30 protein-coding genes and 3 tRNA genes are annotated in these 24515 nt (G+C 70.7%); 19 read left to right on the top strand and 14 right to left on the bottom strand.

Features of this window, described 5'->3' with window-relative positions; translation table 11 throughout:
• Position 1 precedes the first annotated feature (1 nt).
• Positions 2 to 694: a hypothetical protein gene (locus TTH_RS01790; RefSeq protein WP_011227869.1), complete on the bottom strand. Its 693-nt coding sequence runs from the start codon at positions 692 to 694 to the stop codon at positions 2 to 4.
• 48 nt (positions 695 to 742) lie between these two features.
• Here TTH_RS01790 and TTH_RS01785 point away from each other — a divergent pair, with 48 nt between their 5' ends.
• The 3 genes from TTH_RS01785 to TTH_RS01775 all read left to right on the top strand — a co-directional run bounded on the left by TTH_RS01785 (position 743) and on the right by TTH_RS01775 (position 3442).
• Positions 743 to 2182 carry a tetratricopeptide repeat protein gene (locus tag TTH_RS01785; protein WP_011227868.1) on the top strand — a complete coding sequence of 480 codons (1440 nt, stop codon included), beginning with the start codon at positions 743 to 745 and terminating at the stop codon, positions 2180 to 2182.
• On the top strand, positions 2182 to 2949 hold the full coding sequence (locus TTH_RS01780) for an SAM hydrolase/SAM-dependent halogenase family protein (protein ID WP_011227867.1): 768 nt from the start codon (positions 2182 to 2184) through the stop codon (positions 2947 to 2949). Before TTH_RS01785 ends, TTH_RS01780 begins: the two co-directional genes overlap by 1 nt.
• Before the next feature lie 88 nt (positions 2950 to 3037).
• Positions 3038 to 3442 (top strand): DUF4395 family protein, encoded by a 405-nt coding sequence (locus TTH_RS01775; RefSeq protein ID WP_011174014.1) that lies wholly within the window; start codon positions 3038 to 3040, stop codon positions 3440 to 3442.
• Here TTH_RS01775 and ribH read toward each other — a convergent pair.
• Entirely contained in the window at positions 3429 to 3902 is a 474-nt protein-coding gene (ribH, locus tag TTH_RS01770; RefSeq protein ID WP_008634050.1) for a 6,7-dimethyl-8-ribityllumazine synthase, read from the bottom strand. The genes TTH_RS01775 and ribH overlap by 14 nt on opposite strands.
• A 20-nt stretch (positions 3903 to 3922) precedes the next feature.
• Between ribH and crcB the strand changes: the two genes are divergently transcribed.
• Genes crcB through TTH_RS01750 form a run of 4 tightly spaced genes read left to right on the top strand, consistent with a single transcriptional unit; the run spans position 3923 to position 5619 of the window.
• Positions 3923 to 4300: a fluoride efflux transporter CrcB gene (crcB, locus tag TTH_RS01765; RefSeq protein ID WP_011227866.1), complete on the top strand. Its 378-nt coding sequence runs from the start codon at positions 3923 to 3925 to the stop codon at positions 4298 to 4300.
• Between the two features lie 4 nt (positions 4301 to 4304).
• Positions 4305 to 4637, top strand: coding sequence for a DUF190 domain-containing protein (locus TTH_RS01760; protein WP_008634053.1), 333 nt, complete (start codon positions 4305 to 4307; stop codon positions 4635 to 4637).
• 30 nt (positions 4638 to 4667) lie between these two features.
• A complete protein-coding gene (locus tag TTH_RS01755) occupies positions 4668 to 5330 on the top strand; it encodes a sulfite oxidase-like oxidoreductase (protein WP_011227865.1) in 663 nt (220 codons plus the stop codon).
• A gap of 22 nt (positions 5331 to 5352) precedes the next feature.
• The gene (locus TTH_RS01750; protein ID WP_011174017.1) at positions 5353 to 5619 is read left to right on the top strand and encodes a hypothetical protein; all 267 of its coding nucleotides are present in this window, start codon (positions 5353 to 5355) and stop codon (positions 5617 to 5619) included.
• Here TTH_RS01750 and TTH_RS01745 read toward each other — a convergent pair.
• The 4 genes from TTH_RS01745 to TTH_RS01730 are packed head-to-tail and all read right to left on the bottom strand — an operon-like array spanning position 5595 to position 8100.
• Positions 5595 to 6398 (bottom strand): histidinol-phosphatase HisJ, encoded by an 804-nt coding sequence (locus TTH_RS01745; protein ID WP_011227864.1) that lies wholly within the window; start codon positions 6396 to 6398, stop codon positions 5595 to 5597. The genes TTH_RS01750 and TTH_RS01745 overlap by 25 nt on opposite strands.
• Complete coding sequence (locus TTH_RS01740) at positions 6388 to 6984, bottom strand: hypothetical protein (protein ID WP_011174019.1); 597 nt, start codon at positions 6982 to 6984, stop codon at positions 6388 to 6390. Before TTH_RS01740 ends, TTH_RS01745 begins: the two co-directional genes overlap by 11 nt.
• Entirely contained in the window at positions 6960 to 7517 is a 558-nt protein-coding gene (locus TTH_RS01735; RefSeq protein ID WP_011227863.1) for a DNA-3-methyladenine glycosylase family protein, read from the bottom strand. Before TTH_RS01735 ends, TTH_RS01740 begins: the two co-directional genes overlap by 25 nt.
• A complete protein-coding gene (locus TTH_RS01730; RefSeq protein ID WP_011174021.1) occupies positions 7510 to 8100 on the bottom strand; it encodes a nicotinamidase in 591 nt (196 codons plus the stop codon). Before TTH_RS01730 ends, TTH_RS01735 begins: the two co-directional genes overlap by 8 nt.
• Positions 8101 to 8159: 59 nt before the next feature.
• On the opposite strand from TTH_RS01730, the gene metF reads away from it, so the two are divergent.
• The 11 genes from metF to TTH_RS01675 all read left to right on the top strand — a co-directional run bounded on the left by metF (position 8160) and on the right by TTH_RS01675 (position 17324).
• Positions 8160 to 9050 (top strand): methylenetetrahydrofolate reductase [NAD(P)H], encoded by an 891-nt coding sequence (gene metF, locus TTH_RS01725; RefSeq protein ID WP_011174022.1) that lies wholly within the window; start codon positions 8160 to 8162, stop codon positions 9048 to 9050.
• 114 nt (positions 9051 to 9164) lie between these two features.
• Positions 9165 to 10136, top strand: a complete 972-nt coding sequence (zapE, locus tag TTH_RS01720; protein WP_164926026.1) for an AFG1/ZapE family ATPase — start codon at positions 9165 to 9167, stop codon at positions 10134 to 10136.
• Positions 10137 to 10145: 9 nt separating this feature from the next.
• Positions 10146 to 10403 (top strand): hypothetical protein, encoded by a 258-nt coding sequence (locus TTH_RS01715; RefSeq protein WP_011174024.1) that lies wholly within the window; start codon positions 10146 to 10148, stop codon positions 10401 to 10403.
• A complete protein-coding gene (locus TTH_RS01710; RefSeq protein WP_011227861.1) occupies positions 10400 to 11545 on the top strand; it encodes a phosphopentomutase in 1146 nt (381 codons plus the stop codon). The genes TTH_RS01715 and TTH_RS01710 overlap by 4 nt, the downstream gene beginning before the upstream one ends.
• A 3-nt stretch (positions 11546 to 11548) precedes the next feature.
• Positions 11549 to 12274: a diadenylate cyclase CdaA gene (gene cdaA / locus TTH_RS01705; protein WP_011227860.1), complete on the top strand. Its 726-nt coding sequence runs from the start codon at positions 11549 to 11551 to the stop codon at positions 12272 to 12274.
• Positions 12267 to 13076, top strand: coding sequence for a YbbR-like domain-containing protein (locus TTH_RS01700; protein WP_011227859.1), 810 nt, complete (start codon positions 12267 to 12269; stop codon positions 13074 to 13076). The genes cdaA and TTH_RS01700 overlap by 8 nt, the downstream gene beginning before the upstream one ends.
• Positions 13077 to 13081: 5 nt before the next feature.
• Positions 13082 to 13660: a peptide deformylase gene (gene def / locus TTH_RS01695; protein ID WP_011174028.1), complete on the top strand. Its 579-nt coding sequence runs from the start codon at positions 13082 to 13084 to the stop codon at positions 13658 to 13660.
• Complete coding sequence (gene fmt, locus TTH_RS01690; protein ID WP_011227858.1) at positions 13657 to 14574, top strand: methionyl-tRNA formyltransferase; 918 nt, start codon at positions 13657 to 13659, stop codon at positions 14572 to 14574. Before def ends, fmt begins: the two co-directional genes overlap by 4 nt.
• A gap of 8 nt (positions 14575 to 14582) precedes the next feature.
• Positions 14583 to 15404 carry an RNase adapter RapZ gene (gene rapZ, locus TTH_RS01685; protein WP_011227857.1) on the top strand — a complete coding sequence of 274 codons (822 nt, stop codon included), beginning with the start codon at positions 14583 to 14585 and terminating at the stop codon, positions 15402 to 15404.
• Positions 15385 to 16611, top strand: coding sequence for a gluconeogenesis factor YvcK family protein (locus tag TTH_RS01680; RefSeq protein ID WP_011174031.1), 1227 nt, complete (start codon positions 15385 to 15387; stop codon positions 16609 to 16611). Before rapZ ends, TTH_RS01680 begins: the two co-directional genes overlap by 20 nt.
• A gap of 8 nt (positions 16612 to 16619) precedes the next feature.
• Complete coding sequence (locus TTH_RS01675) at positions 16620 to 17324, top strand: glucodextranase DOMON-like domain-containing protein (RefSeq protein WP_011227856.1); 705 nt, start codon at positions 16620 to 16622, stop codon at positions 17322 to 17324.
• Here the strand turns inward: TTH_RS01675 and TTH_RS01670 are convergent.
• Both TTH_RS01670 and TTH_RS01665 read right to left on the bottom strand, forming a co-directional pair.
• Positions 17271 to 17714, bottom strand: coding sequence for a hypothetical protein (locus tag TTH_RS01670; protein WP_011227855.1), 444 nt, complete (start codon positions 17712 to 17714; stop codon positions 17271 to 17273). The two genes, TTH_RS01675 and TTH_RS01670, sit on opposite strands and share 54 nt — an antisense overlap.
• 68 nt (positions 17715 to 17782) lie before the next feature.
• Positions 17783 to 18748 (bottom strand): tetratricopeptide repeat protein, encoded by a 966-nt coding sequence (locus TTH_RS01665; RefSeq protein WP_011227854.1) that lies wholly within the window; start codon positions 18746 to 18748, stop codon positions 17783 to 17785.
• A gap of 73 nt (positions 18749 to 18821) precedes the next feature.
• On the opposite strand from TTH_RS01665, the gene TTH_RS01660 reads away from it, so the two are divergent.
• Positions 18822 to 19925, top strand: a complete 1104-nt coding sequence (locus TTH_RS01660) for an MFS transporter (protein ID WP_164926086.1) — start codon at positions 18822 to 18824, stop codon at positions 19923 to 19925.
• 141 nt (positions 19926 to 20066) lie between these two features.
• Here TTH_RS01660 and TTH_RS01655 read toward each other — a convergent pair.
• From TTH_RS01655 to coxB, 6 genes are all read right to left on the bottom strand, one after another.
• A tRNA-Val gene (locus TTH_RS01655) sits at positions 20067 to 20143 on the bottom strand.
• Position 20144: 1 nt separating this feature from the next.
• Positions 20145 to 20219: transfer RNA gene (locus TTH_RS01650), tRNA-Glu, on the bottom strand.
• 6 nt (positions 20220 to 20225) lie between these two features.
• Positions 20226 to 20301 (bottom strand) — tRNA-Lys (locus tag TTH_RS01645).
• Positions 20302 to 20347: 46 nt separating this feature from the next.
• Entirely contained in the window at positions 20348 to 21067 is a 720-nt protein-coding gene (locus tag TTH_RS01640) for a hypothetical protein (RefSeq protein WP_011227852.1), read from the bottom strand.
• A gap of 44 nt (positions 21068 to 21111) precedes the next feature.
• Positions 21112 to 23487, bottom strand: a complete 2376-nt coding sequence (gene ctaD, locus TTH_RS01635; protein WP_011227851.1) for a cytochrome c oxidase subunit I — start codon at positions 23485 to 23487, stop codon at positions 21112 to 21114.
• A gap of 12 nt (positions 23488 to 23499) precedes the next feature.
• Complete coding sequence (coxB, locus tag TTH_RS01630; RefSeq protein WP_011227850.1) at positions 23500 to 24513, bottom strand: cytochrome c oxidase subunit II; 1014 nt, start codon at positions 24511 to 24513, stop codon at positions 23500 to 23502.
• Positions 24514 to 24515: the final 2 nt, after the last annotated feature.

The raw sequence follows: 24515 nt of genomic DNA, 5'->3' as shown, positions 1-24515 counted from the left end.
CTCAGCGCAGCTCGGCGAGGGCCTTCTGCGCCCTTTCCTTCTCGTACCGGTCCGCGGCGGTGCGGGCCGGGAGGGCGAGGGCGGTTTCCAGCTGTTTCCTCGCCTCCTCCTTCCTTCCCCAGGCGGCCAGGACCCTGGCGTACTCCACCCGGTGCACGATGGCCTCGGGCTCCAGCTCAATGGCCCGGCGCATCAAGGGCTCCACCCGGGCCCGGTCGGCCCCCTGGGTCGCGGCCACCAGCCAGCCCTTTTGCACCAGCTCAAAGTGCCACAGGGCCAGGGCCACCATGGCCCCCGCGTGGTCGGGCTTGCGCTTCAGGGTCTCCTCCAGGTCGGCGCGGATCCGGGGGGCGAGGCCCTCGGCCAGGGCCTCGAGGATCCCCTTGAACTGGGAAAGCCGTCCCAGGGCCCGGGCCCGTTCAAAGTGGGCCTCCGCGAGGCCAGGGTCCTGGGCGATGGCCTGGGAGGCGGCCTTCTCCGCCCGCTCAAACCAGGCCCGCTTTTCCTCGGGCTTGGCCACGTACATGGCGTGGTAGCTCGCCGCCTGGGCCGCGAGGACCAGGGCCTGGGGGGTGGCCTCCCGGACGCCCCGTTCGTAGGCCTCGGCGAAGCGCCCCTGGGCGATGAGGCCAGCGAGGTCCCCTTGGGCCAGGGCCACGGCCAGAAGCGCGGCCGCGAAGAGGGCTTGGCGCATGGTTCTCATCCGCTCCAGGATACCACCCCGTGGGTGTAGACTCGGGGCATGCGCGGCGTCTGGGCGCTGGCGGTGGCCTTGGGCCTCGCCTGGGGCCAAGGGGGGGACTACGCGGCCCGGTGCGCCCGCCTCTACGCCCAGGGGGCGCTGGAGGCGGCCCAGGCCACCTGCGAGCTGGGCCTCGTGGTCGCCCCCCAGGACCGGGAGGTCCTGCGGCTTCTCGTGCGCATCCACCTGGACAAGGGGGAGGTGGCCCAGGCCCAGGCCTACCTGGACCGCCTGGGCGAGGACCCGGAGGCCCCCTACCTCCGGGCCCGGGCCCTCCTCGCCGAGGGGCGGTACCGGGAGGTTCTGGCCCTGGGCCTCGAGGGGACGGAGGGGAGGCTTCTCCGCGCCCTCGCCTTGGAGCGCCTCGGGCGCCTCGAGGAGGCGTTGGCCCTGGCCCGGGGCCTTCCCTTGGACCGGGAGGTGCGGCTCCTTTTGGGGCGGCTTTACCTGGAGCTGGGCCGGCCCCTGGAGGGGGTGGCCTACCTGGGGGACACCCCGGAGGAAGTGGTCCTCAAGGGGCGGCTCCTCCTGGCCGGGGGGCGGCTTGCCGAGGCGGCCTCCCTCCTGGAGGAGGTCCGCTCCCGGCTTTCCCCGGAAAGCCCCCTCTACCGGGAGGCCCTCGCCGCCTTGGTCCTCGCCCGCTTCGGGCGGCTGGACGGGCAGGGGGGGTTTTCCGTTCTGGGGGAGCTCGCCCAGGTGGAGAACCTCCCCGGCCTGGGGCTTGCCCGCCTCTGGCCCTGGCTCCTCTGCGCGGTGGCCTTCCTCGGGCTTCTCGTCTACGGGGAAAGCCGCATTGAGCCTTTGCGCACCGTGGAGGTGGTGGAGGACCCCCTGCCCGGCCCGGGGCGGCTCTACCTCTTCGCCCTGGGGGGGCTTGGGGTGGCCCTCCTGGTCTCCGTGGCGACGGGGCTTGGGCTTTACGGCAACGCCCTCGCCCTCTTCACCCCCTACCAGCAGGGGGTGGTCCTGCCCCTCTTCCACCTGGCCTACGGCCTCTACCTCTTCCTCGGCCTCTACCTCTGGCAGCGGAGGCGCTTCCCCGGGCTTCTCGGGCCCAAGGAGGCCTGGGTGGAGGGGTTCTGGGTGGGGCCGCTTCTCCTGGGGCTCCTTTGGGCCTACGGCCAGGTGCGGGGCTTCCTGGGGCTTGGGGGCCTGCCCCCAAGCCTCCTCACCTTCCTGGGGCTCGCCCTGGCGGAACCCTTTTTCCGGGGCCTAGTGCCTTGGGTCTTCCGGGAGCGGTACCGGGACCTTGCCCTGCCTTTGGCCGCCCTCTTCTTCGCCGTGGCCTGGCCCGGGCCCGCCCTCTTCCTCCTCCTCGTGGGCTGGCTTCTCCTCCGGCTGAAGGAGCGCACGGGGGGGCTTCTCGGCCTCGCCCTGGGCTGGGTCGTGGCCGGGGTGGTCATGGGGCTTTTCCCCTCGGCCTGGCTTAGGAGGTTTTAGTGCGGCCCGTCTACTTCCTCTCGGATTTCGGCCTCGAGGACCCCTACGTGGCCGTGGTGAAGGCGGTGCTGGCGGAGCGGGCCCCGGGGCCGGCCGTGGTGGACCTGGCCCACGCCCTCCCGCCCCAGGACCTGAGGCGGGCGGCCTACGCCCTCTTTGAGGCCCTGCCCTACCTCCCCGAGGGGGCGGTGGTCCTGGCCGTGGTGGACCCGGGGGTGGGGACGGCGCGCCGGGCGGTGGCCGCCCTGGGGCGGTGGACCTACGTGGGCCCGGACAACGGCCTCTTCACCTTGGCCTGGCTTCTGGACCCTCCCCGGCGGGCCTTCCTCCTGGAGCCGCCCAGGCCCCGGCCCAAGGCCGCCCTCCCGGGCTGGGCCCCCGGGGAGGCCACCTTCCACGGCCGGGACGTCTTCGCCCCCGCGGCCGCCCACCTGGCCCTGGGCCTCCCCCCGGAGGGGCTTGGGCCGGAGGTGCCGGTGGAGACCCTGGCCCGTCTCCCCCTCGCCCTCACGGAGGGGCCGGAAGGGGAGGTCCTCACCTTTGACCGCTTCGGCAACGCCATCACCACCCTCCTCCGGGCGCCGGTGGGCGGCTTCGTGGAGGTGGGGGGAAGGCGGGTGCCCGTGCGCCGCACCTTCGGGGAGGTTCCGGAAGGGGCCCCGGTGGCCTACCTGGGGAGCGCGGGGCTTTTGGAGGTGGCGGTGAACCGGGGGAGCGCCCGGGAGGCCTTGGGGCTTAAGGAGGGGATGCCCGTCCGCCTCCTCTAGGCACCTCAAGCGGCTTTCGCCGCGGTGGGGGCCCGGGGATTGTGCCTTTTACCCCTGACACATACAGGCTCAGGCGTATATTGGGGGCATGCGGACGGACCGGAACCAGCTCCGCTTCAACCAGGCCCTCCTCGTCCTCCTTCTGCCCCTGGCGGCGCTTCTGGACCTGCCCTGGCTCGTCTACCTCCTCTTCCTCCTCATGGCGAGCCAGCACACCCCCCTGGACCTGATGGCGGTCCTTAAGCGCCTCCTCCGGGTTCCCCCGCAGATGGTGGACGAGGACCCGAGGCCCCACCGCTTCGCCCGCTTTTTGGGGGCGGTCTTCCTGGGGCTTGCCTCCTTGGCCCTCCTCCTCGGCCTGAAGCCTTTGGGCTACGCCCTCGCCCTCCTCGTGGCCCTCCTCGCCTTCGTCAACCTGGCCTTCGGCTTCTGCCTCGGCTGCTTCCTCTACCTCCACCTCCGCTACGCCCGCGCCCTCTTCACCGGGAAATAGCCTCCAGAAGGCGCACCATCTCAATGGCGGTGAAGACCGCCTCGGCGCCTTTGTTGCCCGCCTTGCCCCCGGCGCGCTCCTGGGCCTCCTCGGGGGTGTTGGTGGTGAGGACGCCGAAGACGATGGGCTTCTCCGTCTGGAGCATGGCCTGCATGAGGCCGCTCGCCGCCTGGCCCGCCACGTACTCAAAGTGGGGGGTCTCGCCCCGGATCACCGCCCCCAGGGCCACCACCGCGTCCACGTCGGGCCTTTGGGCCAGGCGCTTGGCCACCAGGGGAAGCTCAAAGGAGCCGGGGACCCAGGCCACCAGGACCTCGGCGGGGTCCCCGCCCAGGCGGGCGTAGGCCTCGAGGGCCCCCTCCAAAAGGAGCTTGGTCACCCGCTCGTTGAAGCGGCCCACGGCGATGGCGAGCCGTACCCCCTTGGCGGTGAGGATGGGGGAGAGGGTCTTGGGCTTCATGGCCCCAATATACTTTGGGGGTGGAGCGATACCTCCTGGTGGCCCTGGGCGGGGCGTTGGGCTCGCTTTTGCGCTACGGCCTCGGGGCCTTGGTCCAGGGAAGCCTGGGGGCGGGGTTTCCCTGGAGCACGCTTTTCGTCAACGCCCTGGGGAGCTTCCTCATCGGCCTCACCCTCCGCCTCTCCCTGGAAGGGGCCCTCTCCGGCGAGGCCCGGCTCTTCCTCGCCGTGGGGGTTCTAGGGGGGTTCACCACCTTCTCCTCCTTGAGCTACGAGACCCTCGCCCTCCTCCAGGGAGGCGAGGTGGGGAAGGCCTTGCTCTACGCCTTTGGGAGCCTTTTCCTCGGCCTCTTCCTCGCCTTCTTGGGCTACCGCCTGGGCGGGGCCCTGGTAGGCTAGGGGCATGCGCTTGGAGGGCGAGGCCCTGCTCCTCCGCGTCTTCCTGGGGGAGTCGGACCGGTATGAAGGGAGGCCCCTTTACGAGGCCATCGTCCTCGAGGCCCGGCGCCGCGGCCTTTCCGGGGCCACGGTCCTCAAGGGCTTCATGGGCTTTGGGGCCCACTCCCGCATCCACACCGCCAAGATCCTCCAGCTCTCCGAGGACCTCCCCGTGGTGGTGGAGATCGTGGACACGGAGGAGAAGATCCAGGCCTTTCTCCCCGTGCTGGACGGGATGGTGCGGGAGGGGCTCGTCACCTTGGAGAAGGTGCGGGTCCTCCTCTACCGGAGCCGGTGATCCCCCAAAACGGCCTCCCCGGGAACGGGTATGACCTGGCCCGCTTTCTCCCTCGGGGTTTGGGGCTATCCTGAGCGTATGGACCCCCGCGTGCCCCCGGGCCAGTTCGTCACGGAGCGCTTCCCCATCCTCACCTACGGGGAGACCCCAAAGGTCGCCAAGGAGGCGTGGCGCCTCGAGGTCACGGGACTCGTGGAAACGCCCCTCGTCCTCACCTACGAGGACCTCCTCGCCCGGCCCCAGGTGGAGCTCACCCGGGACTTCCACTGCGTCACCCGCTGGAGCCGCCTGGACGTGACCTGGAAGGGGGTGCGGACGCGGGACCTCCTGGAAGAGGCCCGCCCCAGGCCCGAGGCCGTGGCCGCCTTGGTGGAAAGCTACGGGGGCTACACCACCAACCTCCTCCTGGAGGACCTCCTTAGGGAGGACGTGCTCCTCGCCCACACCCTCTTCGGCAAGCCCCTCCCCCCGGAAAGGGGAGGCCCCGTCCGCCTCCTCGTGCCCCACCTCTACGCCTGGAAGAGCGCCAAGTGGGTGCGCCGCATCGTGCTTTTGGACCACCTGGAGCTCGGCTTCTGGGAGCGGCTGGGCTACCACTGGCGGGGGGACCCCTGGAAGGAGGAGCGCTTCCAGGAGGGGCCGGTCCCCGCCCACCGGATCCGGTTTGCGGCGCGCAACAAACCTGGGCGTTAAAATGTTGGGGAGAGGTGAGGGCATGCGCCTGGAAGAGGCCCGGATCGCCGTGGACGAGGCCCTTTCCGCCTACCGCCGCTGCGTGGAGGCGGAGGTGGAGGAGTACGGCCCCGAGTACGAGCGGGTGACCTTCATGGAGTACGAGGCCCCGGCCCCCGACCCCTGCGCCGAGGCCTTCCTGCGCCTCGTGGAGGCGGTGCGGGCCTACGAGGCGGCGGGGGGAAGCCGGGAGGACCTGGACCTGGGCCGGGAGCGGAAACGGGTCTACGAGGCCCTGGACAAGGGGTAGGCCACGGGGCTTCCTTCCACGAAGTAGTAGGCTTCCCGAAAACCGAGCCCGGCGAGGAGGGCTTGGACCTCGGGGAAGGCGAAGCCCACCTCCTCCGGGCGGTGGGCGTCGGAGCCGAGGACGAGCCCGATGCCGAGCTCCCGGGCCCTCCTGAGGAGGGCGGGGGCGGGGTAGACCTCCTTCGCCGGCCTCCTCAGGCCGGCGGTGTTCACGTCCAGGAAGAGCCCCGCCTCGGCGACGGCCCTTAGGGCGGGCTCGGCGAGCTCCAAAAGGGCCTCCTCGGGGAGGCGGTGGCCGAACTTCTTGGGGAGGTCCAGGTGGCCGATGGCGTGGAAGAGGCCGCTTCGGGCCGCCTTCTCCACCTCCTGAAAGTAGGCCCGGAAGACCTCCTTGAGGTCGCGCCAGGCGTACTCCTCCTGGTGGTCCGGGTGGTCCAGGGGCCAGGCCCCCAGGTAGTGGACGCTCCCGATGACGTAGTCAAAGGGGTAGCGGCGCAAGAGCTGGGCCAAGAAGCCCTCGGTGCCGGGGTGGAAGTCCGCCTCGAGGCCGATGCCCACGTAGAGGTCCTGGGCCCGTTCCCGCACCCTTTCCAGGGCGAGGAGGTAGAAGGGGAGGGCCTCGAGGCGCATCCGGCTTTCCGGGTCGTACCAGGGGGGCATGGGGCTGTGGTCGGTGAAGACCACGCCTTTAAGCCCCTTGGCCCGCGCCTCCTCCAGGTAGGCCTCGGGGTGGCCCTCCGCGTGGCCGCAGAGGGGAGTGTGGACGTGGCTATCCACCATGGGGGGATTCTACCCGCACGAGCTTCCCCGCCCAGGCGTAGGCCACCACCTCCCGTCCCAGGGCCCGGGAGAGGTCCAGGGAGAGGAAGGGGTCCTCCGCCACCTCCCCCGCCACCTCCTGGACCAGGACGGGGGTGAAGGGGGGCAGGAGGGCGGGGTAGCGCTCCAGGATGGCCTCCACCTCAAAGCGCCGGGCCCAAAGCCGCTTCAGGGCGAAGAGGGCCTCCTGGGGGGTGGAGGCCCTTTCCCCCTCGGCCTCCCCCGCGTAGCGGAGGAGGAAGGGCCCGCGCCCCTTTAGGGCTTCCAGGAAGGCCTCGGCCCGCTCGGGGAGGAGGTAGCTTTCCCGCACCGCCCGCCGGGCCTCCTCCGCCGCCACCAGGAGGCGCTCCTCGTCTATGCGCACGCCGAAGACCCCTTGGAAGAGGGCCGTGATCCTCTCGGGGAGGTTGGCCAGGCGGTAGAACTCCGCCTCCAGGTCCACCACCCAGGTGGGGACCACCTCCTGGCCCCGGGCCTCGAGGAGGCGGAGGAGGGCCACCTCGCCCGAGGCCGGGGCCTCCTTTAGGGGGAGGACAGGCTTCGCCATAGGTACCACGCGAGGTGGCTCCGGTAGGGGCGGAAGGCCTCGCCGAAGGCGGGAAGGGCCTCGGGGGCCACGCCGAAAAGGCGCGCCGCGGCCCGGCGAAGCCCCAGGTCCCGCACCGGCCAGACGTCGGGCCTTCCCAGGCCGAACATCAAAAACATCTCCGCGGTCCAAAGCCCCACCCCCCGGACGCGGGTGAGGCGCTCCACCACCGCCTCGTCCTCCAGGCGGTCAAGCCCGTCCAGAAGCCCTTCCTCGGCCTTGGCCGCGAGGTCTTTCAGGGCCAAGGCCTTGGCCCGGGAGAGGCCCGCCTGCCGCAGGAGGTCCAAGGGGGCCTCGAGGAAGGCCTCCGGGGTAGGAGGGACGAGGCGGAAGAGGCGCTCGGCGAGGCGGGCGGCCGCCCGGGTGGAGAGCTGCTGGGCCACCACGCTCTCCGCGAGCACGCGGAAGGGGGGCCTTTGGGGAAAGGGGTTGGGGGCGAAGGGGGCGGGGCCGTGCCGCCGGTAAAAGGCGGCGAGGACGGGGTGCTCAAACAAACCGAACCCCCTCGGCCCGGGTGACCTTGCCCTGGTAGAGGAAGGTCACCTGGCGCAAGGTGGCCTCCAGGTCAAAGGGGGTGAGGGCGCTGGTGGCATCCTCGGGAAGGACCACGTTGTACCAGCGCAAGGCCGCGGACCCCGCCGTGTGCAGGACGCAGATGTTGGCCACCGTCCCCGTGACCACCACGTGCTTTACCCCGAAGAGGTGCAGGTAGTGGTCCAAGGGGGTGCCGTAGAAGGCGTCGTAGCGGACCTTCCGGATGACGAGGTCTTCGGGCTCGGGCTTAAGCTCCTCCAGGATCTCCGCGCCCCAGGTCCCGGCCACGGCGTGCCGGGGCCAGATCTGGAACTCGGGGTCGTCCTCCCGGTGCCAGTCCTGGGTGTAGACCACCTTGGCCCCCGCTTGCCGCGCCCTCTCCAGGAGGAGCCGGATGGCGGGGACGCTTTGGGGGGCGTCGGGGACGAAGAGGGCGCCCTTGGGGTGGGCGAAGTCGTTCTGCATGTCCACCACGATGAGGGCCGTCTCCTTGGCGGGGAGTTCCACGGTTTCCACCTTGGGGATCTCGGGCACCTGGACCATGCCCTCATGGTACCCCGGCCGCCTTGACCCCGGGGAGGAGGGGGGCTACACTCGTTCGCATGAAAATACGGGACCTCCTCAAGGCGCGGCGGGGCCCGCTTTTCTCCTTTGAGTTCTTCCCCCCGAAGGACCCGGAGGGGGAGGAGGCCCTCTTCCGCACCCTGGAGGAGCTCAAGGCCTTCCGCCCCGCCTTCGTCTCCATCACCTACGGGGCCATGGGGAGCACCCGGGAGAGGAGCGTGGCCTGGGCCCAGAGGATCCAGAGCCTCGGCCTCAACCCCCTCGCCCACCTCACCGTGGCGGGCCAGAGCCGGAAGGAGGTGGCCGAGGTCCTCCACCGCTTCGTGGAAAGCGGCGTGGAAAACCTCCTCGCCCTCCGGGGCGACCCCCCAAGAGGGGAAAGGGTCTTCCGCCCCCACCCGGAGGGTTTCCGCTACGCGGCGGAGCTCGTGGCCCTCATCCGGGAGCGGTACGGGGACCGGGTCTCCGTGGGCGGGGCGGCCTACCCCGAGGGGCACCCGGAAAGCGAGAGCCTCGAGGCCGACCTCCGCCACTTCAAGGCCAAGGTGGAGGCGGGGCTGGACTTCGCCATCACCCAGCTCTTCTTCAACAACGCCCACTACTTCGGCTTCCTGGAGCGGGCGAGGCGGGCGGGCATCGGGATCCCCATCCTCCCCGGGATCATGCCCGTCACCAGCTACCGCCAGCTCCGCCGCTTCACCGAGGTCTGCGGGGCGAGCATCCCCGGGCCCCTCCTCGCCAAGCTGGAGCGCCACCAGGACGATCCCAAGGCCGTCCTGGAGATCGGGGTGGAGCACGCCGTCCGCCAGGTGGCGGAGCTTTTGGAGGCCGGGGTGGAGGGCGTCCACTTCTACACCCTGAACAAAAGCCCCGCCACCCGCATGGTCCTGGAGCGCCTGGGCCTCCGCCCCGCCTCGGGGCAGCCCTAAGCGGCTTTCGCCGCGGTGGGGGCCCTCTTGTTTCGGGCGCCCCGTGCCGCGCGACCCGCGTGCGGCCCCTTTTTGTGTTGCAGGACCCAGGTGCGGGCCCTTAGCCTTAGAGCCATGCGGCTTGTGGAGCGCACCCCCGAGGTGGACCTGGACCGGCTTCTCCAGGGCTTCGTGCCCCCGCCCCGCTTCCTTGGGGCCACCTTCCAGACCTACCGGCCCGACCCCCGGTACCCCTCCCAGGCCCTGGTCAAGGAGCGGCTCCGCCGCTGGGTGCACGACCGCCCCCGGGGGTTCCTCCGTCCCCGGCTTCCCGGGCCCCAGGGGATCTACCTGGACGGGGGGTTCGGGGTGGGGAAGACCCACCTCCTGGTGGCCGCCTACCTCGAGGCCCCTTCCCCCAAGGCCTTCCTCACCTTTGAGGAGCTCACCTACACCCTGGGGCTCTTGGGCCTTAGGGAGGGGGCGAGGCGGTTTTCCGGGCTCCGCTACCTCTTCCTGGACGAGTTTGAGCTGGACGACCCGGGGAACGCCCAGATGGTCACCCACTTCCTCGCCCTCACCATGGACCGGGGCCTGAGGGTCGCCACCACCTCCAACACCCCGCCCGGGGCCCTGGGGGAGGGGCGGTTCAACGCCGAGCAGTTCCGCCACCAGATCCAAAGCCTCGCCCGCCGCTTCGCCGTGGAGCGGATTGAGGGGGAGGACTTCCGCCACCGGGACCCGGACCGCCTGCCTGACCCCCTCCCCGAGGAAAGGCTCCTCGCCCTTTACCGGGAGGACCCCAGGCCCAAGAGCCTGGACGATTTTCCCGAGCTCATCGCCCACCTGAGGCGGCTCCACCCCATCCGCTACCGCTACCTCTTTGACGGCCTGAAGGCCGTCTACCTCCGCGGCTTAGAACCCCTCCACGACCAGAACGACGCCCTCCGCTTCGTCCACTTCGTGGACCAGCTCTACAACCTGGGCCTGGACCTCAAGGCCTCCGGGGCCCCCCTGAAGGACCTCTTTCCCGAAAGCTACCGTCACGGGGCCTTCGCCAAGAAGTACGGCCGGGCCCTTTCCCGGCTCGCCGAGCTTTTGGGGTAGCATGGGGGCATGGACCTGGCGGAAAAGCTTTCCGAGCTGGCCCAGGCCCTCTCCCAGGCGAGCGCCGCGGTGGGGGTGCTGGAGGCCATAGAGGAGGTTTTGGACGAGTACAAGGACGGGGAGCTCACCCTCAAGGAGGCCATGGAAGAGATCCAGGGGCTCGTGGAGGAGTTCCAGGCGGTGCGGGCCCTCTCCGAGATGGCCCCGGAGGAGCTCATGGCCCTGGCCGAGGAGGAGGAGGAGGACGAGGGGGGCCTCAGGTCTTGAAGGCGGTGGCCATCGTTTTGGACTCCGTGGGCCTGGGCTACCTGCCCGACGCCCCCCTCTTCGGCGACGAGGGGGCGGACACCTTGGACCACACGGTCCTGAAGACCGGGATCGCCCTCCCCCACCTGGCCGGCCTCGGCCTCGGCCGGGTCCCCGGGGTCCACACCCTGCCCCGCGCCGAGCGGCCCCGGGGCGGGTTCGGCCGCATGCGGGAGGTGAACCCCGGCAAGGACACCACCACGGGGCACTGGGAGTTCGTGGGGATCCACCTGGAAAAGCCGTTCCGCACCTTTCCCCACGGGTTTCCCGAGGACGTTCTCCGGGAGTGGGCCGAGGCCATCGGGGTGGGAGGGTGGCTTTTGAACCGCCCCTACTCGGGGACGGAGGCCATCCGCGACCACGGGGAGGCCCACCTCAAGACGGGCTACCCCATCGTCTACACCTCCGCCGACAGCGTCTTCCAGGTGGCGGCCCACGTGGACGTGGTCCCCGTGGAGGAGCTTTACCGCTTTTGCCAGGTGGCCCGGGAGAGGCTCGTGGGCGAGCTCCAGGTGGCCCGGGTCATCGCCCGGCCCTTCGCCGGGGAGCCGGGGAGGTTCTACCGGCTGGAGCACCTCCGGAAGGACTTCGCCCTGGAGCCCCCGAGGAACGTCCTGGACGTCCTCAAGGAGGGGGGCCTCGAGGTGGTGGGGGTGGGGAAGATCCCCGACATCTACGCGGGGCGCGGCTTCACCCGGAAGGTCAAGACCAAGGACAACCGAGACGGCCTGGAGAAGACCCTGGCCCTCATGGGGGAGCCCTTTTCCGGCCTCGTCTTCACCAACCTGGTGGACTTTGACTCCAAGTACGGCCACCGCCGCGACCCCGAGGGGTACGGGAGGGCCCTCGTGGAGCTGGACGCCTTCCTCCCGAGGCTTCTTGCCGCCTTGGGGCCCGAGGACCACCTCTTCCTGGTCTCGGACCACGGCAACGACCCCACCTTCTTCGGCACCGACCACACCCGGGAGTACGGGATGCTCCTCTGGGTGGGGCCGGGGGTGGAGGGGGAGCTCGGCACCCGGGAGACCTTCGCCGACCTCGGGGCCACCTGGGCCCGCCTCTTCGGCCTGGCCTGGGACGGCCCCGGAACGAGCCTCGTCTGAGCCATGTCCCTCACCTGGCGCGACCTCTTGGACATCTTCCTGGTGGGCGTCCTCCTCTACTCCCTCTACCGCATCCTCGCCGGCACCCGGGCCCTGAACCTCGTCCGCGGCGTTTTGATCTACCTCGCCACCTGGTTCCTGGCGAGCCTCCTCGGCCTCTCCACCCTGAGTTGGATCCTGGGGAACGCCGCCACCTTGGGCGCGTTCGCCCTCATCGTGGTCTTCCAGCCTGAGCTTCGCGGGCTTCTGGAGCGGCTCGGCCGGGGCCAGGGGGCGCTTAGGCCCCCCCCGGTGGCCTTGGAGATGGAAGAGCTCCTCCTCGGGCTTCGCCGCCTGGCCGAGCGGCGCCACGGGGCCCTCCTCGCCCTGGAGCGGCGCACCCCCTTGGGCGAGTACGCGGCGAGCGGCGAGGTTCTGGACGCCCGGCTTTCCGCCCGGCTTTTGGAGACCCTCTTCTACCCGGGCACCCCCCTGCACGACGGGGGGGCCATCGTGCGGGAGGGGAGGCTGTTCGCCGCGGGGTGCGTCTTCCCCCTCTCCGAGGTGGGCATGGGCCTCGGCACCCGGCACCGGGCCGCCTTGGGCCTCTCCGAGGTGTCCGACGCCCTGGTCATCGTGGTGAGCGAGGAAACGGGGGCCATCCGGGTGGCCGAGGGGGGGAGGCTCTCCCCGCCCCTCTCCCTCGAGGCCCTGCGGGCGCGCCTGAAGGAGGTGGTGCGGGATGCGTGACTGGCCCGCCTTCCTGCTGGCCCTCCTCGTGGCCTTCGCCCTCTGGTACAGCCTCCAGGAGCGGGCCCCCGTGGTGGAGCGGAGCCTCAAGGTCCCCCTCCAGGTGGTGGGGCTCGGGGAGGGGCGGCGCGCCCTGGGCCTTCCCCGGGAGGTCCTCCTAAGGCTTAGGGGGCCTGCGCCCTTGTTGGAGGGGCGGGCCCTTCCCGTCTCCGCCTACCTGGACCTCTCCGGGGCCGAGGGGGAGGTGGTGCGGGAGGTGCGGGTGGCGGCCCCCCAGGGGGTGGAGGTCCTCGAGGTGGTGCCCGCCCGGGTGGGAGTGGTGGTGGAGGTGGAGGCCCAGCGCCAGATCCCCGTGGAGGTCCTGGCCCAGGGGGCCTGGGTCCTCACCGACCCCGCCTTCGTGGAGGCGGTGGGGCCGGAAAGCCAGGTGGAGGCCGCCGTGAGCGCCGTGGGCCTGGACCTGGGGGACGAGGTGGTCCTCTTCCCCTTCGGCCCAGAGGGCCCCTTGGAGGGCGTGGAGCTCCGGCCTAACCGGGTCCGGGTGGTGGAGCGCCGGGAAGCCCTCTTCCTCAAGGAGGTGCCCCTCTCCCTCAAGCCCCCCCCGGGGCGCCGCCTCCTGGACTATGCCCCCAAGACGGTGCGCCTCGTGGGCCCGCGGGAGGCCCTGGAGGGCCTTGCGGGCGTGGCCGCCACCCTCCAGGAGGCCCTGGGCCCGGGGGAGGTGGAGGTGGCGGTGGCCCCGGACCTCCCCCCGGGGGTCCAGACCCTGGGACCGGTTCGGGTGCGGGTTGCGCTAGAATAGCAAGGATGGTCTACCCCATCCGGCTTTACGGAGACCCCGTCCTCCGCCGCAAGGCCCGGCCCGTGGAGGACTTCTCGGGGATTAAGCGCCTGGCGGAGGACATGCTGGAGACGATGTTTGAGGCCAAGGGGGTGGGGCTTGCCGCCCCCCAGATCGGCCTCTCCCAGCGCCTCTTCGTGGCGGTGGAGTACGCCGACGAGCCCGAGGGGGAGGAGGAGAGGCCCCTGAGGGAGCTCGTGCGCCGGGTCTACGTGGTGGCGAACCCGGTGATCACCTACCGGGAGGGGCTGGTGGAGGGGACGGAGGGGTGCCTCTCCCTGCCCGGCCTCTACTCCGAGGAGGTGCCCCGGGCGGAGCGCATCCGGGTGGAGTACCAGGACGAGGAGGGCCGTGGGCGCGTGTTGGAGCTCGAGGGGTACATGGCCCGGGTCTTCCAGCACGAGATCGATCATCTGGACGGGATCCTCTTCTTTGAGCGCCTGCCCAAGCCCAAGCGGGAGGCCTTCCTGGAGGCCAACCGGGCGGAGCTCGTCCGCTTCCAGAAGGAGGCCCGGGCCTTGCTGAAGGAGCTTTCCCAGGGATGAGGGTGGCCTTCTTCGGCACCCCCCTCTGGGCCGTCCCCGTGCTGGACGCCCTACGGAAGCGCCACCAGGTGGTCCTGGTGGTCTCCCAGCCCGACAAGCCCCAGGGCCGGGGCCTGAGGCCCGCCCCGAGCCCCGTGGCCCGCTACGCCGAGGCGGAGGGGCTTCCCCTTTTGCGCCCGGCTCGGCTTAGGGAGGAGGCCTTCCTCGAGGCCTTGCGCCAGGCCGCGCCCGAGGTGGCGGTGGTGGCGGCCTACGGGAAGCTCATCCCCAAGGAGGCCTTGGACATCCCCCCACACGGCTTCCTCAACCTCCACCCCTCCCTCCTCCCCAAGTACCGGGGGGCGGCCCCCGTCCAGCGGGCCCTCCTCGCCGGGGAACGGGAGACCGGGGTCTCCATCATGCGCCTGGACGAGGGCCTGGACACCGGCCCCCTCTACGCCGTCTGGCGGACGCCCATCCTGCCGGACGAGGACGCCGTGGCCCTGGGGAACCGGCTCAGGGACAAGGGGGTGGAGCTCCTTCTTGAGGTGCTGGAGCGCCTCCCGGAGCTCACCCCCAGGCCCCAGGAAGGGGAGGCCTCCTACGCCCCGCCCCTTTCCAAGGAGGAGGGACGGCTGGACTTCGGGGAGAGCGCCGAGGCCCTCTACCGCCGCCACCGGGCCGTCCAGCCCTGGCCCGGGAGCTACTTCTTCCACCGGGGCCAGCGGGTCAAGGCCTTGAGGCTCCGCCCCGAGCCCGGGGAAGGGGAGCCCGGGGTGGTGGCCCGGGTGGGGCCGGAGGGCGTGGTGGTGGGCACGGCCTCGGGCCTCCTCCTCCTCCTGGAGGTCCAGCCCGAGGGAAGGCGGGCCATGCCCGCCGCCGACTGGGCCCGGGGCTATGGCGTGGCCCCGGGGACCCGGCTCGGCCAGGTATAGTCAGGTAGATGCGCTTCCTCGTCCTCACGGGCCTCTCCGGGGCGGGCAAGACCACGGCCCGGGGTTTTCTGGAGGACCTCGGCTACTTCATGGTGGACAACCTCCCCCCCAGGCTCTGGCTCCCCCTCCTCCAGGAGGCGGCGGCCCGGGGCCTCGCCCGGGTGGGGGTGGTGGTGGACGCCCGGGCCCTGGCCTTCTTCCAGGACCTGGAGGAGGTCCTGGAGGCGTTGCGGCCCACCGTGGTCTACCTCGAGGCCCGGCCCGAGGTCCTCCTCCGCCGCTACAACCTCACCCGCCGGGTCCACCCCTTGGGGGCGGGGAACCTGATGCGGGAGATCGCCGAGGAGAGGCGGGCCCTGGCGGGCCTTAGGGGGCGGGCCCACCTGGTGGTGGACACCTCGGAGCTCTCGCCTCGAGGGCTCAAGGAGGCCCTGGCCCGCTTTTTGGGCGAGGAGGGGGGGTTCCTCCTCCGCCTGGTCTCCTTCGGCTTCAAGTGGGGCCCCCCCCAGGAGGCGGACCTGGTCCTGGACGTCCGCCCCCTGCCCAACCCCCACTACGACCCGGCCCTCAGGCCCCGGACGGGCCTGGACCCCGAGGTCCGGCGCTACGTCTTTTCCGAGGCCGCGGAGCCCTACTACCGGGCCCTCCTCGCCGTGGCCGGGCTCGCGGCCGAAGGGGCGCGGGCGGAGGGGCGGGCCTTCTACACCGTGGCCGTGGGCTGCACCGGGGGAAGGCACCGGAGCGTGGCCGTGGCGGAGCGCCTGGCGGAGGAGCTTTCCGGCAGGTTCGCCGTGGAGGTGGTGCACCGGGATGTGGAGCGGGAAGGGTAGGGGCGTGTGGGCCCACCCGGCGTGGCGCTGGCTCCACCCCGGGATGCGGGTCAAGCGCTACGCCGCCCTGGCGGGCCTCGGGGTGGGTATGGCGGCCTGGGGGCTGGGCCAGGCCCTCCCCTTGCCCGCCCTGCCGCCCCTCGCCGCCTGGGGGGTCGCCGCCCTGGGTGGGGGGCTTCTGGTCCTCGGGGTGCGGGCCATGAACCGGAGCATGCTTTCCGCCTTCACCCGGCCCGAGGAGGTGCCGGAACGGGTCTACGTCCGAAGGCGGCTGGAGCGGGGGCCTAGGGTCGTGGCCTTCGGGGGGGGGACGGGGCTTTCCCGGGCCCTTTCCGGCCTCAAGGAGGGGACGGCCAACCTCACCGCCGTGGTGGCGGTCACGGACGACGGGGGCTCCACGGGGCGGCTCAGGCTCGCCTACGGCCTCCCGGCGGTGGGGGACCTGGTGGACTGCCTGGCCGCCCTCTCCGACCACCCCGCCCTTCCCCGCCTCCTTGCCTACCGTTTCCACCGGGGGGAGTTTTCCGGCCACACCTTCGGCAACCTCTTCCTCGTCACCCTGTACGAGGCGAGCGGGGACTTCGCCGAGGCGGTGCGCCAGGCCAACGCCATCCTGAACCTTCGGGGCCAGGTCCTGCCCGCCACGCCCCAGGCGGTGCGCCTCGCCGCCCGCCTCCAGGACGGGCGGAGGGTGGTGGGGGAGGTGGCCTTGAGGGAGGCCGGGGGCCGGGTACGGGAGGTGGGGCTGGAGCCTGAGCCCAGCGTGGTCATGGGGGAGGTCCTCGAGGCCCTCCGCCGGGCGGACCTCGTCCTTCTGGGGCCTGGGAGCCTCTACACCAGCGTCATCCCCAGCTTCCTCCCCGGGCCCATCCGCGAGGCGGTGCGGCGGTCGGGGGCCCTTGTGGTCTACGTGGTCAACCTCATGACCGAGCCCGGGGAGACGGACGGGTACACCGCCTACGACCACTACAAGGCCGTGGCCCACCACCTGGGGCGGAGGCCGGACGTGGTGGTGGTCCACACCGCCCCCATCCCCGAGCCGGTGCTCCGGCGCTACGCCGCCGAGGGGCGCCACCCCGTGGCCTACGACCCCCGTCCCTTCAGGGTGGACGGGGTGCGGGTGCTGGAGGGGGACTTCCGCGAGGCGGGGGAGCTTGCCCAGCACGACCCCAAGAAGCTGGCGCGGGCGGTGCTGAAGCTGGTATAAAGGGGCCCGTGCTGTTCCTCTTTCAAGACCCCCTCGGGGACGCCCACGGCCTCGCCTACCTCTATCCCCAGGCCGCCCTTTACCGGGAGGCCGGGGAGGGGTACGCCGACCTCACCGCCTTGGCCGGGGAGGTTCGGGAGGGGGAGCTCGTCCTCAAGCTGCGGCTCGCCCGCTACCCCAACCCCTTGGGCGGGCCCTTGGGCTTCAGCCTGGCCACGGCCCTGGTCTACCTGGACCTCGCCCCGGGCGGGGAGGAGGCCCTTCTTCCCGGCCTCCGCACCCCCCCGGGCCAGGGGTGGGAGGCGGCCTTCGTGGTCACGGGCTTCGGGGTGGAGCGGAAAAGCCCCGAGGGGAAGAGGGAGGCGGTGGGGGCCTGGCGGGAGGGGGAGTGGGTGGTCTGGTCCACAGGCCTTCCCCCGGGGGAGTACGGCTACTACGGGGCGGTGGGGCTCTTTGACCCCTTCGCCCCCTGGTACCTGCGCCCCGTTTCCCCGGAAGGGGGGGCCTGGGTCCTGGGGGCCCCCTTGGGCATGCCCCCAGTGGTGGACGTCCTCGCCCTCCGCCCCGAGGACCCAAGGGCCGCCTACCAGGAGGGGGTGCTCAGGCCCTTGCGCCCCAAGCGGTTCGCCCTGGAGGCCCCAAGCCTCGCCGCCTTCGGCCTAGGGGCCTTGTCCCTGGTCCTGGCCTTTCTGCTCGGGCGAAAGGGGCGCTGAGGCGGCGCTTCGGAGGTAGTCCAGGTCTTGGCGCAGGGCCTTTTCCGTGGCCTCGAGGAGGGGAAGGAACTCGGGGGGAAGCTCCTTTTGGAGGTGGCCCACGCAGAGGAGAAGCTCTTCCACCAAGGCCTTCTCCTGGGCGCGGCGCCGCCTTCCGCCCCGCTCGGCGCTCCGGGCGAGCCTTTCCAGGCGGCGGACCAGGCAGACGCGGGGCTCCCCCCCCACGCCGGCGCAGGCCAGCCCCGGGGCCCCGCCACAGCGGGCGTAGGCCTCCGGGTAGCGGGGGGCGAGCTCCGGCCGCCCCGCCCAGGCGAGGCCCAGGGGCCCCGCGTGCCAGGCGGCGAGGCGGAGGTACATGGCGCGGCGGGCCCTGCGGAGCTGGACCTCCATGCCCTAAGGATAGCCCCCCGCTTCCGGGACAAATGCCCTGGTTGGAGAGCCCCCACCGCGGCTTCCGCTTAGAGGCGGAAAGGCGTCTTCAGCCCCGCCAGGGCCACGGCCCTCGCCTCCTCCGGGGCCCAGGAGAGGGCCAGGACCCCCCGGTAGGCCCGTAAGGCCCGCTCCCGCTCCCCGGCGAGGTCCAGAAGCTGCCCCATCCGGGCCAGGACGTACCCCGGGAGGTAGCCTGGGTGCTGGAAGTCCATGCGGAAGACCTCCTCCATGAGGGCCAGGGCGTCCTCCCACTGCCCCGAGGCCAGGTAGACCTGGGCCGCAAGGTACAGGGCCTCCGGGGAGCCGATGGCGAAGAGCTGCTCCACAAGCGCGCCCCAGTCGTCCTCCTCCTTAAGGAGCCAGGCCCGGTCCAAAAGGGCCCGGACGCGCTCCGCCTCCGTGGGCCGGTGGGGCGGGGGGCCTTCCTGGGGGAAGGCCTCGAGGAGAAGGAGGAAGTCCAAAAGGTCCGCCACCACGGCCCCCTCCCGGCCCTTCAGCGCCTCCACCACCCCCGCCACCCGCCTGGCCCGGAAGCCCGTGGCCGGGCCCTCGCCGAAGGCACGGACGAAGCCCTCGTAGAGGGCGCCGAGCTCGCCCAGGAACTCGGGGGCGTAGAGGCGCTCCGGGGTGAGGGGCCTTTGCAGGAGGGCGGAGAGGTCCCGGTCAAAGGCGGCCAGGCGCTCCAGGTGGGGCCGGGCCGCCGGGTACTGGGCCAAGGCCTCCCGGAAGGCCTCCGCCTCCCCCTTCAGGTGGGCCTCCCGGTCCACGGGCACCACGGGCACGCCCCGCGCCTCCGCCCAGGGGAGGAGGTGGAAGAGGAGGGGGTCCTCCTCCCGCCAGGTGCCCTCGGCGAGGGAGGCCTCGGAGTGGGAGGCCAGGTAGACCACGGGGGGGTTGGCCGCCTCGAGGATGGCCAGGACCGTGGCGGCGTTGTAGCGTGGGTGGAGTATGTGGAGGGGACCGAGGGAGGGCAGGAGGATCATCCTTAGCATTTTAGGCGGGCTTCGCGGGAACCGGGGCCGGATCCTCCTCAACGGCTGGCTGATCTGGCTCGGGGACACGCTGATGAACCCCAACATCATCCTGGCGAGCTTCGCCGCCCGCCTCGGGGCCTCCCCGGTCCTCATCGGCCTCGTCCCCGCCCTTCCCCTGGCGGGGGGCCTGCTCCCTCAGGCCCTTTTGGTGGGGTGGGTGGCGCGCCACGGGCGGAAGCTTCCCCTCTACCGCAGGGCCTCGGCCTTCCGCTTCGCGGGGCTTTTGCTTCTCGTCTTTGGGGCCTTCTTCCTTGGGGCGTGGCCGGGCCTGCTTCTCGGCGTTTTCCTGGCGGGGCTTTTTCTTTTCGCCCTCTTCACCGCCGTGGCCAGCCTGCCCTACTGGGAGGTGTTGGCCAAGGCCGTGCCCCGCGAGGAGCGGCCCGGGCTCTTCGCCGCGATCTACATGGGAGGCGGGGTTTTGGCCTTTCTGGCCGGCTTCGGCGTGCGGGCCCTTCTGGGCCTGGACCTTCCCTTTCCCCTGGGCTACGCCCTCCTCTTCGCCCTGGGGACCCTGGCCTACGGGGCGGCGTGGTACGTCTTCGGGCGGGTGGAGGAGCCCGAGGAGGAGGTGGCGGTGGGGCGCACCGACCTCCGCCTTCCCCTGAGGCGCCCCGGGTTTCGCGCCTACCTCACGGCCCGGCTCTTCCTGGGGCTTGCGGGCATGGTGGAGCCCTTCTACGCCGCCTACGCGGTCCGGGTCTTGGGGAAGGAGGCGGAGCTCGGCCTCTACCTCGCCCTCAACGCCCTGGCCTTCATCCTCTCCAACGCCCTCTGGTCCGCCCTGGCCCGGAGGGGGGCGAAGGCCGTCTTTCTCGGAGGGGGGGTGCTGGTGCTCGCCACGCCCCTCCTCGCCCTCGCCCTTCCCCCCGGGGCCTTCGCCTTGGTCTTCTTCCTGCAGGGGGCCTACCTTGCCGCCTTGGGCATCGCCGGCAACACCTACCTCCTCAACCTGGCCCCGCCCGAGGAGCGGACCGCCACCGTGGGCCTCGCCAACAGCTTCCTGGGCCTCTTCGCCTTCTCCCCGGTCCTCGGAGGGTGGGTGGTGGGGGCTTGGGGCTACGGGGCGCTCTTCCTCCTCTCCGCGGGCCTGGCCGTCCTGGGCCTCTGGGCGGTCCGGCGGCTTCCGGAGGTGTGATCCCACCCCATGCCGGCTTGCGCCAGCATGGGGGCCCCGGTAAAGGGTTCTCAAGGGGCTAGCCGAGCGAAGAATGCAGGGAGAAAGGGTGGGGTCCCGGGGCGGGGAAAGAAAGGGCGGGCCCAAAGGGCCCGCCCCGCCTGGTGGGCGGCAGAGGACTTGAACCTCTGACCCCTCGCTTGTAAGGCGAGTGCTCTGGCCAGCTGAGCTAGCCGCCCGTGGTGACCCCAGGGGGAATCGAACCCCCGTTTCGGCCTTGAGAGGGCCGCGTCCTAACCGCTAGACGATGGGGCCTCGGCTTGGTGGGCCGTGCAGGATTCGAACCTGCGACCTACCGATTAAAAGTCGGTTGCTCTGCCAGCTGAGCTAACGGCCCAATAGCCTTTGTGATTATAGGCCAAGGGGAGAGGGTTGTCCACCGCTTAGCCGGCCCTGCCTTTCAGGCGCTCCATGAAGCGCAGGCCGAACCCCTCGAGGGCCACCCGCCGCTTCAGGGCCTCCAGGGAAAAGGGCCTGGGAAGGAGGGCCTCGAGGGCCACCTTGGGCAAGGGAGCTTCTTCCAGAAAGGCGAAGAAGCCGGGGTCGGCCCAGGGAGGCACCCAGGCCCCGCTCCGGCAGACGAAGACGCGGTGGAACACCCCCTCCACCCTCCCCCCGGGGTCCACCTCGAGGGCCACGGGCACCTTTGGCTCGGGCTCCAAGGAGGGGTCCCGCCAAGGGGGGTAGTAGACCCGAAGCCTCGCCCCTAGGCGGTGGTAGAAGACCATCCAGTCGTCGCAGGCGGGCTCCTCCCCCAAGGGGCGGTAGCCCGCGTCGTGGTGGGCGTCAAAGAGGACCACCTCTTCCACGCCCCGGCGCACCTCGGGGTGGAAGGCGAGGGCGTTGCTTTCGGCGTAGTAGAGCACCGCTTCCCGCGCGAAGGCGAAGCGCCCCCAAAACCCCTCCCAACCCCGGGCCTCGGGCAGGGAAAGCCCCCGGAGGAGGAAGGCCAAGGCCCGCTCCTCCCAGGCCTCGAGGAGGTAGTAGGGGGTTTCAAAGTGGGCCCAGGCGAAGAGGGGGGCCAAGGGGTCCCTGGGGTCTTGGGGCACGGGGAAGAAGTAGTCAAAGTCCACCACCAAAAGCCGCATCCCTTCCCTTTTCATAGCAAAGCCCCCCGCCTAAGCGGGGGGCTTTGCGGCCTTCTTGACTACCAGACGTAGAAGATGGTGACGATCACCAGCCAGACGGCGTCCACCAGGTGCCAGTACATGCTGGCGGCCTCGAGGGTGCCGTGGTTATGGAGGGTGATCTTGCCCCTTAGGGCCTGGAGGTAAGCGAGGATCAGGCCGAAGCCTCCGATCACCACGTGCAGGCCGTGGAGGCCCACGATGGTGAAGAAGGCCGCGGTCCAGAGGTTCTCCTGCCAGCTGGAGTGGTGGTAGAACTGGTAGAACTCCCAGGACTGCACCAGGAAGAAGAGGACGCCGAGAATGATGGTGACGAGAAGCCCGAAGCGGAAGGGGTTGAACCGGCCCCGGCGGAGGTCGTGGTGGGCGAAGTGCACGGTGAAGGAGGAGCTCACCAGGAGGAAGGTGTTGAGGAGGGCAAGCCACAGGGCGGGCCTTTCCTCAGGGGGCGTGGCCGCCCCGGAGAGGCGCAGGTAGAGGTAGCCCGCGATGAGGATGGCGAAGAGGCCCACCTCGGAAACGATGAACCAGGCCATCCCCATCCAGGCGTTGGATTTGCCCGTGACGGTGTGGTGCTCCACCGGGTGGCTGTACTCGTCCTCCAGGGCCCAGCGCACCAGGCCGTAGGCGAAGAGGGCGAGGAAGACCCACATCCAGACGTTGGGCACGGGGAGGGCCGCCACCGCCACGAAGAAGGCGAAGAGGGTGGCTGCCGAGTAGAAGGGCCAGAAGGAGCTGTTGGGCAGGTGGATGTGGGCCGGGTCCTCGGGCTTGAGCTCCACCCCCTTCTTCTTCCAGTCGTAAAGGGGCCTTTCGGAGGGGAACTCGGTGGGAAGCTTCACGTCAAAGTTGTGGGCCTTGGGAGGCGAGGCGGTGAGCCACTCCAGGGTGTAACCGCCCCAAGGGTTGTCGGGGGCCTTGGGGCCGGAGCGGAGGCTTTTCCACATGGTGTAGATCCAGACCAGCCCGCCCAGGCCCAGGATGTAGGCGCCGATGGTGGAGAGGAGGTTGAGCTCGGGCCAGCCGGCGATGTCGGCGTTGTAGGTGTAGTAGCGCCGGGGCATCCCCAGGTAGCCCAGGGCGTACTGGGGCAGGAAGGTGAGGAGGTAGCCCACGAGGAAGAGCCAGAAGTGGAGCCGGCCCAGCCTCTCGTCGTACATCCGGCCCGTCATCTTGGGCCACCAGTAGTAAAGGCCGGCGAAGGCCCCGAAGCCGGAGCCCGCCATGAGGACGTTGTGGAAGTGGGCCACCACGAAGTAGGAGTCGTGGAACTGGTAGTCCAGGGGGGTCATGGAGAGCATGACCCCGGTGATCCCCCCGAGGAGGAAGTTGAAGATGAAGCCCAAAACCCAGTAGAGGGGGGTCTTCATCTGCAGCTTCCCGCCCCAGAGGGTGCCGATGATGTTGAAGAGCTTGACCCCCGTGGGCACGGCGATGAGGGCGGTGAAGAAGGCGAAGGCGATCTGGAAGAGGGTGGACTCGCCCACGGTGAACATGTGGTGGGCCCAGACCATGGTCCCCAGGACCACGATCCCCATCTGGGCCCAGACCATCTGCCGGTAGCCGAAGAGGGGCTTCCGGGCGAAGGTGGAGGCCACCTCGGCGAGGATGCCGAGGTAGGGGAGGAGCATCACGTAGACCGTGGGGTGGGAGTAGAACCAGAAGAACTGCTGGAAGAGAACGGGGTCCCCGCCCACGGCCGGGTTGAACCAGGAGAGGCCGATCTTCCGCTCCAGAAGCACCAGGAGGGTGGCTGCGGTGAGCCCCGCCAGGGAGAAGAGGTTGAGGACGCTGGCGGCGAAGACGCTCCAGACGTAGATGGGCATCTTCCAGAGGCTCATCCCCTGGGCCCGGAGGTTGTAGATGGTGGCCACGAAGTTGGCGTTACCAAGGAGGCTGGAGAAGCCCAGAAGGAGGATGGCCGCCAGGTAGAAGTCCACCCCGCTTTCCGACTGGGCGGAGAAGGGGTAGTAGAAGGTCCAGCCTACGCTGGGGGCCCCGCCGGGGAAGAAGTAGCTCATGAGGGCGAGGACGATGGCCCCCAAGAAGGCCCAGTAGCTGAAGGCGTTCACCCGGGGGAGGGCCACGTCCCGCGCCCCCAGCATCAGGGGCACCACGAAGTTACCGAAGCCGGTGAGCCCGGCCTGGATGATGAAGAAGAAGAGCATGGTGGCCCCGTGCAGGGTGAGGATCTGGTTGTACTGCTCCCCGGTGAGGAACTGGTTGTTGGGCACGGCCAGCTGGGTGCGGATGAGGAGGGAGAAGACCCCCGCCAGGGCGAAGGCGAAGAAGGCCGTGGCCGTGTACATGAGGCCGATCTTCTTGTGGTCCACCGTAGTGAGCAGGTCCCAAAGGACCGCCCAAACGCCCGCTTTCGGCTTTGCCGTGATCGCCATCCCGCACCTCCCTTAGAACTTGGGCAGGGCCCCGAAGTCAAACCCCTCCACCTTGAGCCCCTCCAGGTAGCGCACCAGAGCGTCCAGGTCCTCCTCGGAGAGCTGGGGGAAGCCGGGCATCTTCACCCCGGGCTTCATCCCCGCGGGGTCGCGGATCCAGGCCTTGAGGTTTTCCGGGGTGTTCTCCACGATGCCCGCCCCCAGGCTCGTGCGGTTGCCCCAAAGCCCAAGCTCGGGCCCGATGACCGCGGGGGGCATGCTCCGGGCCACGCCGTGGCAGGCGGCGCAGTTCTGCTGGAAGACCTGCTGGCCCCGCTCATCGGCCACGGGGGCCGGGGAGGCTTTGGCCGCCTCCACGAAGCGGTCAAACTCCTCCTTGGGGAGGACCACGACGCGGAAGAGCATGCGGGCGTGGCTCGCCCCGCAGAGCTCGGCGCAGAAGCCGTAGTAGAGGCCGGGCTCCTTGGGTTCAAAGGAGATCCGGGTCGTTTGTCCCGGAATGGCGTCCCGCTTCCCGGCGAGGCCCGGCACCCAGAAGGAGTGGATCACGTCCTTGGAGGTGATCTCCAGCTCCACGGGTACCCCGGCGGGGAGGACGAGCTCGTTGGAGTTGCGCAGGCCGAGCTCGGGGTAGTGGAAGTCCCACCAGAACTGATACCCGGTGACCTCCACCTTCATGGCCCCAGGGATGGGCCGGTTCACCTGGATGAGGGCCTTGGCCGTGAGGCCGAAGAGGACGAAGACGATGGCCAGGGGGATCAGGGTCCAGACCACCTCGAGGCGGTCGTTCCCGTGGATCTGGGGAGGTTCCTCCTGGTCCTCGGGCCTTGCCCGGAACTTCCAGGTGACGTACGCCAAGGACCCGGCCACCACCAGGAAGATCAGGAAGGAGAAGAAGTAGACCCAAGGGAAGAGGAAGGCCACCTCCTGGTTGAAGGAGCCGCCCGGGTGGGTGATGGCCACCCGGTGGGCCTCCTGGGCCAGGGACAGACCCCAAAGACCTAGCGCCGCGAAGCTTCTCTGCATCC

The sequence above is a fragment of the Thermus thermophilus HB8 genome (genome assembly GCF_000091545.1).
In the GTDB taxonomy this organism is placed as follows: Bacteria; Deinococcota; Deinococci; order Deinococcales; family Thermaceae; genus Thermus; species Thermus thermophilus.
Note: the sequence above shows the minus strand (reverse complement) of the source record. Positions and strands in the feature narration are given on the sequence as shown.

What these genes read in the sequence shown, in the direction of transcription:
- ribH (WP_008634050.1), bottom strand. Translation starts at nt 3,902, where the DNA reads ATGAAGCCCAAGACCCTCTCCCCCATCCTCACCGCCAAGGGGGTACGG.
- TTH_RS01700 (WP_011227859.1), top strand. Translation starts at nt 12,267, where the DNA reads ATGCGTGACTGGCCCGCCTTCCTGCTGGCCCTCCTCGTGGCCTTCGCC.
- def (WP_011174028.1), top strand. Translation starts at nt 13,082, where the DNA reads ATGGTCTACCCCATCCGGCTTTACGGAGACCCCGTCCTCCGCCGCAAG.
- zapE (WP_164926026.1), top strand. Translation starts at nt 9,165, where the DNA reads ATGCGGCTTGTGGAGCGCACCCCCGAGGTGGACCTGGACCGGCTTCTC.
- TTH_RS01730 (WP_011174021.1), bottom strand. Translation starts at nt 8,100, where the DNA reads ATGGTCCAGGTGCCCGAGATCCCCAAGGTGGAAACCGTGGAACTCCCC.
- rapZ (WP_011227857.1), top strand. Translation starts at nt 14,583, where the DNA reads ATGCGCTTCCTCGTCCTCACGGGCCTCTCCGGGGCGGGCAAGACCACG.
- TTH_RS01775 (WP_011174014.1), top strand. Translation starts at nt 3,038, where the DNA reads ATGCGGACGGACCGGAACCAGCTCCGCTTCAACCAGGCCCTCCTCGTC.
- TTH_RS01785 (WP_011227868.1), top strand. Translation starts at nt 743, where the DNA reads ATGCGCGGCGTCTGGGCGCTGGCGGTGGCCTTGGGCCTCGCCTGGGGC.
- TTH_RS01760 (WP_008634053.1), top strand. Translation starts at nt 4,305, where the DNA reads ATGCGCTTGGAGGGCGAGGCCCTGCTCCTCCGCGTCTTCCTGGGGGAG.
- TTH_RS01740 (WP_011174019.1), bottom strand. Translation starts at nt 6,984, where the DNA reads ATGGCGAAGCCTGTCCTCCCCCTAAAGGAGGCCCCGGCCTCGGGCGAG.
- TTH_RS01660 (WP_164926086.1), top strand. Translation starts at nt 18,822, where the DNA reads ATGAACCCCAACATCATCCTGGCGAGCTTCGCCGCCCGCCTCGGGGCC.
- TTH_RS01640 (WP_011227852.1), bottom strand. Translation starts at nt 21,067, where the DNA reads ATGAAAAGGGAAGGGATGCGGCTTTTGGTGGTGGACTTTGACTACTTC.
- TTH_RS01755 (WP_011227865.1), top strand. Translation starts at nt 4,668, where the DNA reads ATGACCTGGCCCGCTTTCTCCCTCGGGGTTTGGGGCTATCCTGAGCGT.
- coxB (WP_011227850.1), bottom strand. Translation starts at nt 24,513, where the DNA reads ATGCAGAGAAGCTTCGCGGCGCTAGGTCTTTGGGGTCTGTCCCTGGCC.
- fmt (WP_011227858.1), top strand. Translation starts at nt 13,657, where the DNA reads ATGAGGGTGGCCTTCTTCGGCACCCCCCTCTGGGCCGTCCCCGTGCTG.
- TTH_RS01715 (WP_011174024.1), top strand. Translation starts at nt 10,146, where the DNA reads ATGGACCTGGCGGAAAAGCTTTCCGAGCTGGCCCAGGCCCTCTCCCAG.
- ctaD (WP_011227851.1), bottom strand. Translation starts at nt 23,487, where the DNA reads ATGGCGATCACGGCAAAGCCGAAAGCGGGCGTTTGGGCGGTCCTTTGG.
- TTH_RS01790 (WP_011227869.1), bottom strand. Translation starts at nt 694, where the DNA reads ATGCGCCAAGCCCTCTTCGCGGCCGCGCTTCTGGCCGTGGCCCTGGCC.
- TTH_RS01745 (WP_011227864.1), bottom strand. Translation starts at nt 6,398, where the DNA reads ATGGTGGATAGCCACGTCCACACTCCCCTCTGCGGCCACGCGGAGGGC.
- TTH_RS01665 (WP_011227854.1), bottom strand. Translation starts at nt 18,748, where the DNA reads ATGCTAAGGATGATCCTCCTGCCCTCCCTCGGTCCCCTCCACATACTC.
- TTH_RS01680 (WP_011174031.1), top strand. Translation starts at nt 15,385, where the DNA reads ATGTGGAGCGGGAAGGGTAGGGGCGTGTGGGCCCACCCGGCGTGGCGC.
- cdaA (WP_011227860.1), top strand. Translation starts at nt 11,549, where the DNA reads ATGTCCCTCACCTGGCGCGACCTCTTGGACATCTTCCTGGTGGGCGTC.
- metF (WP_011174022.1), top strand. Translation starts at nt 8,160, where the DNA reads ATGAAAATACGGGACCTCCTCAAGGCGCGGCGGGGCCCGCTTTTCTCC.
- TTH_RS01670 (WP_011227855.1), bottom strand. Translation starts at nt 17,714, where the DNA reads ATGGAGGTCCAGCTCCGCAGGGCCCGCCGCGCCATGTACCTCCGCCTC.
- TTH_RS01750 (WP_011174017.1), top strand. Translation starts at nt 5,353, where the DNA reads ATGCGCCTGGAAGAGGCCCGGATCGCCGTGGACGAGGCCCTTTCCGCC.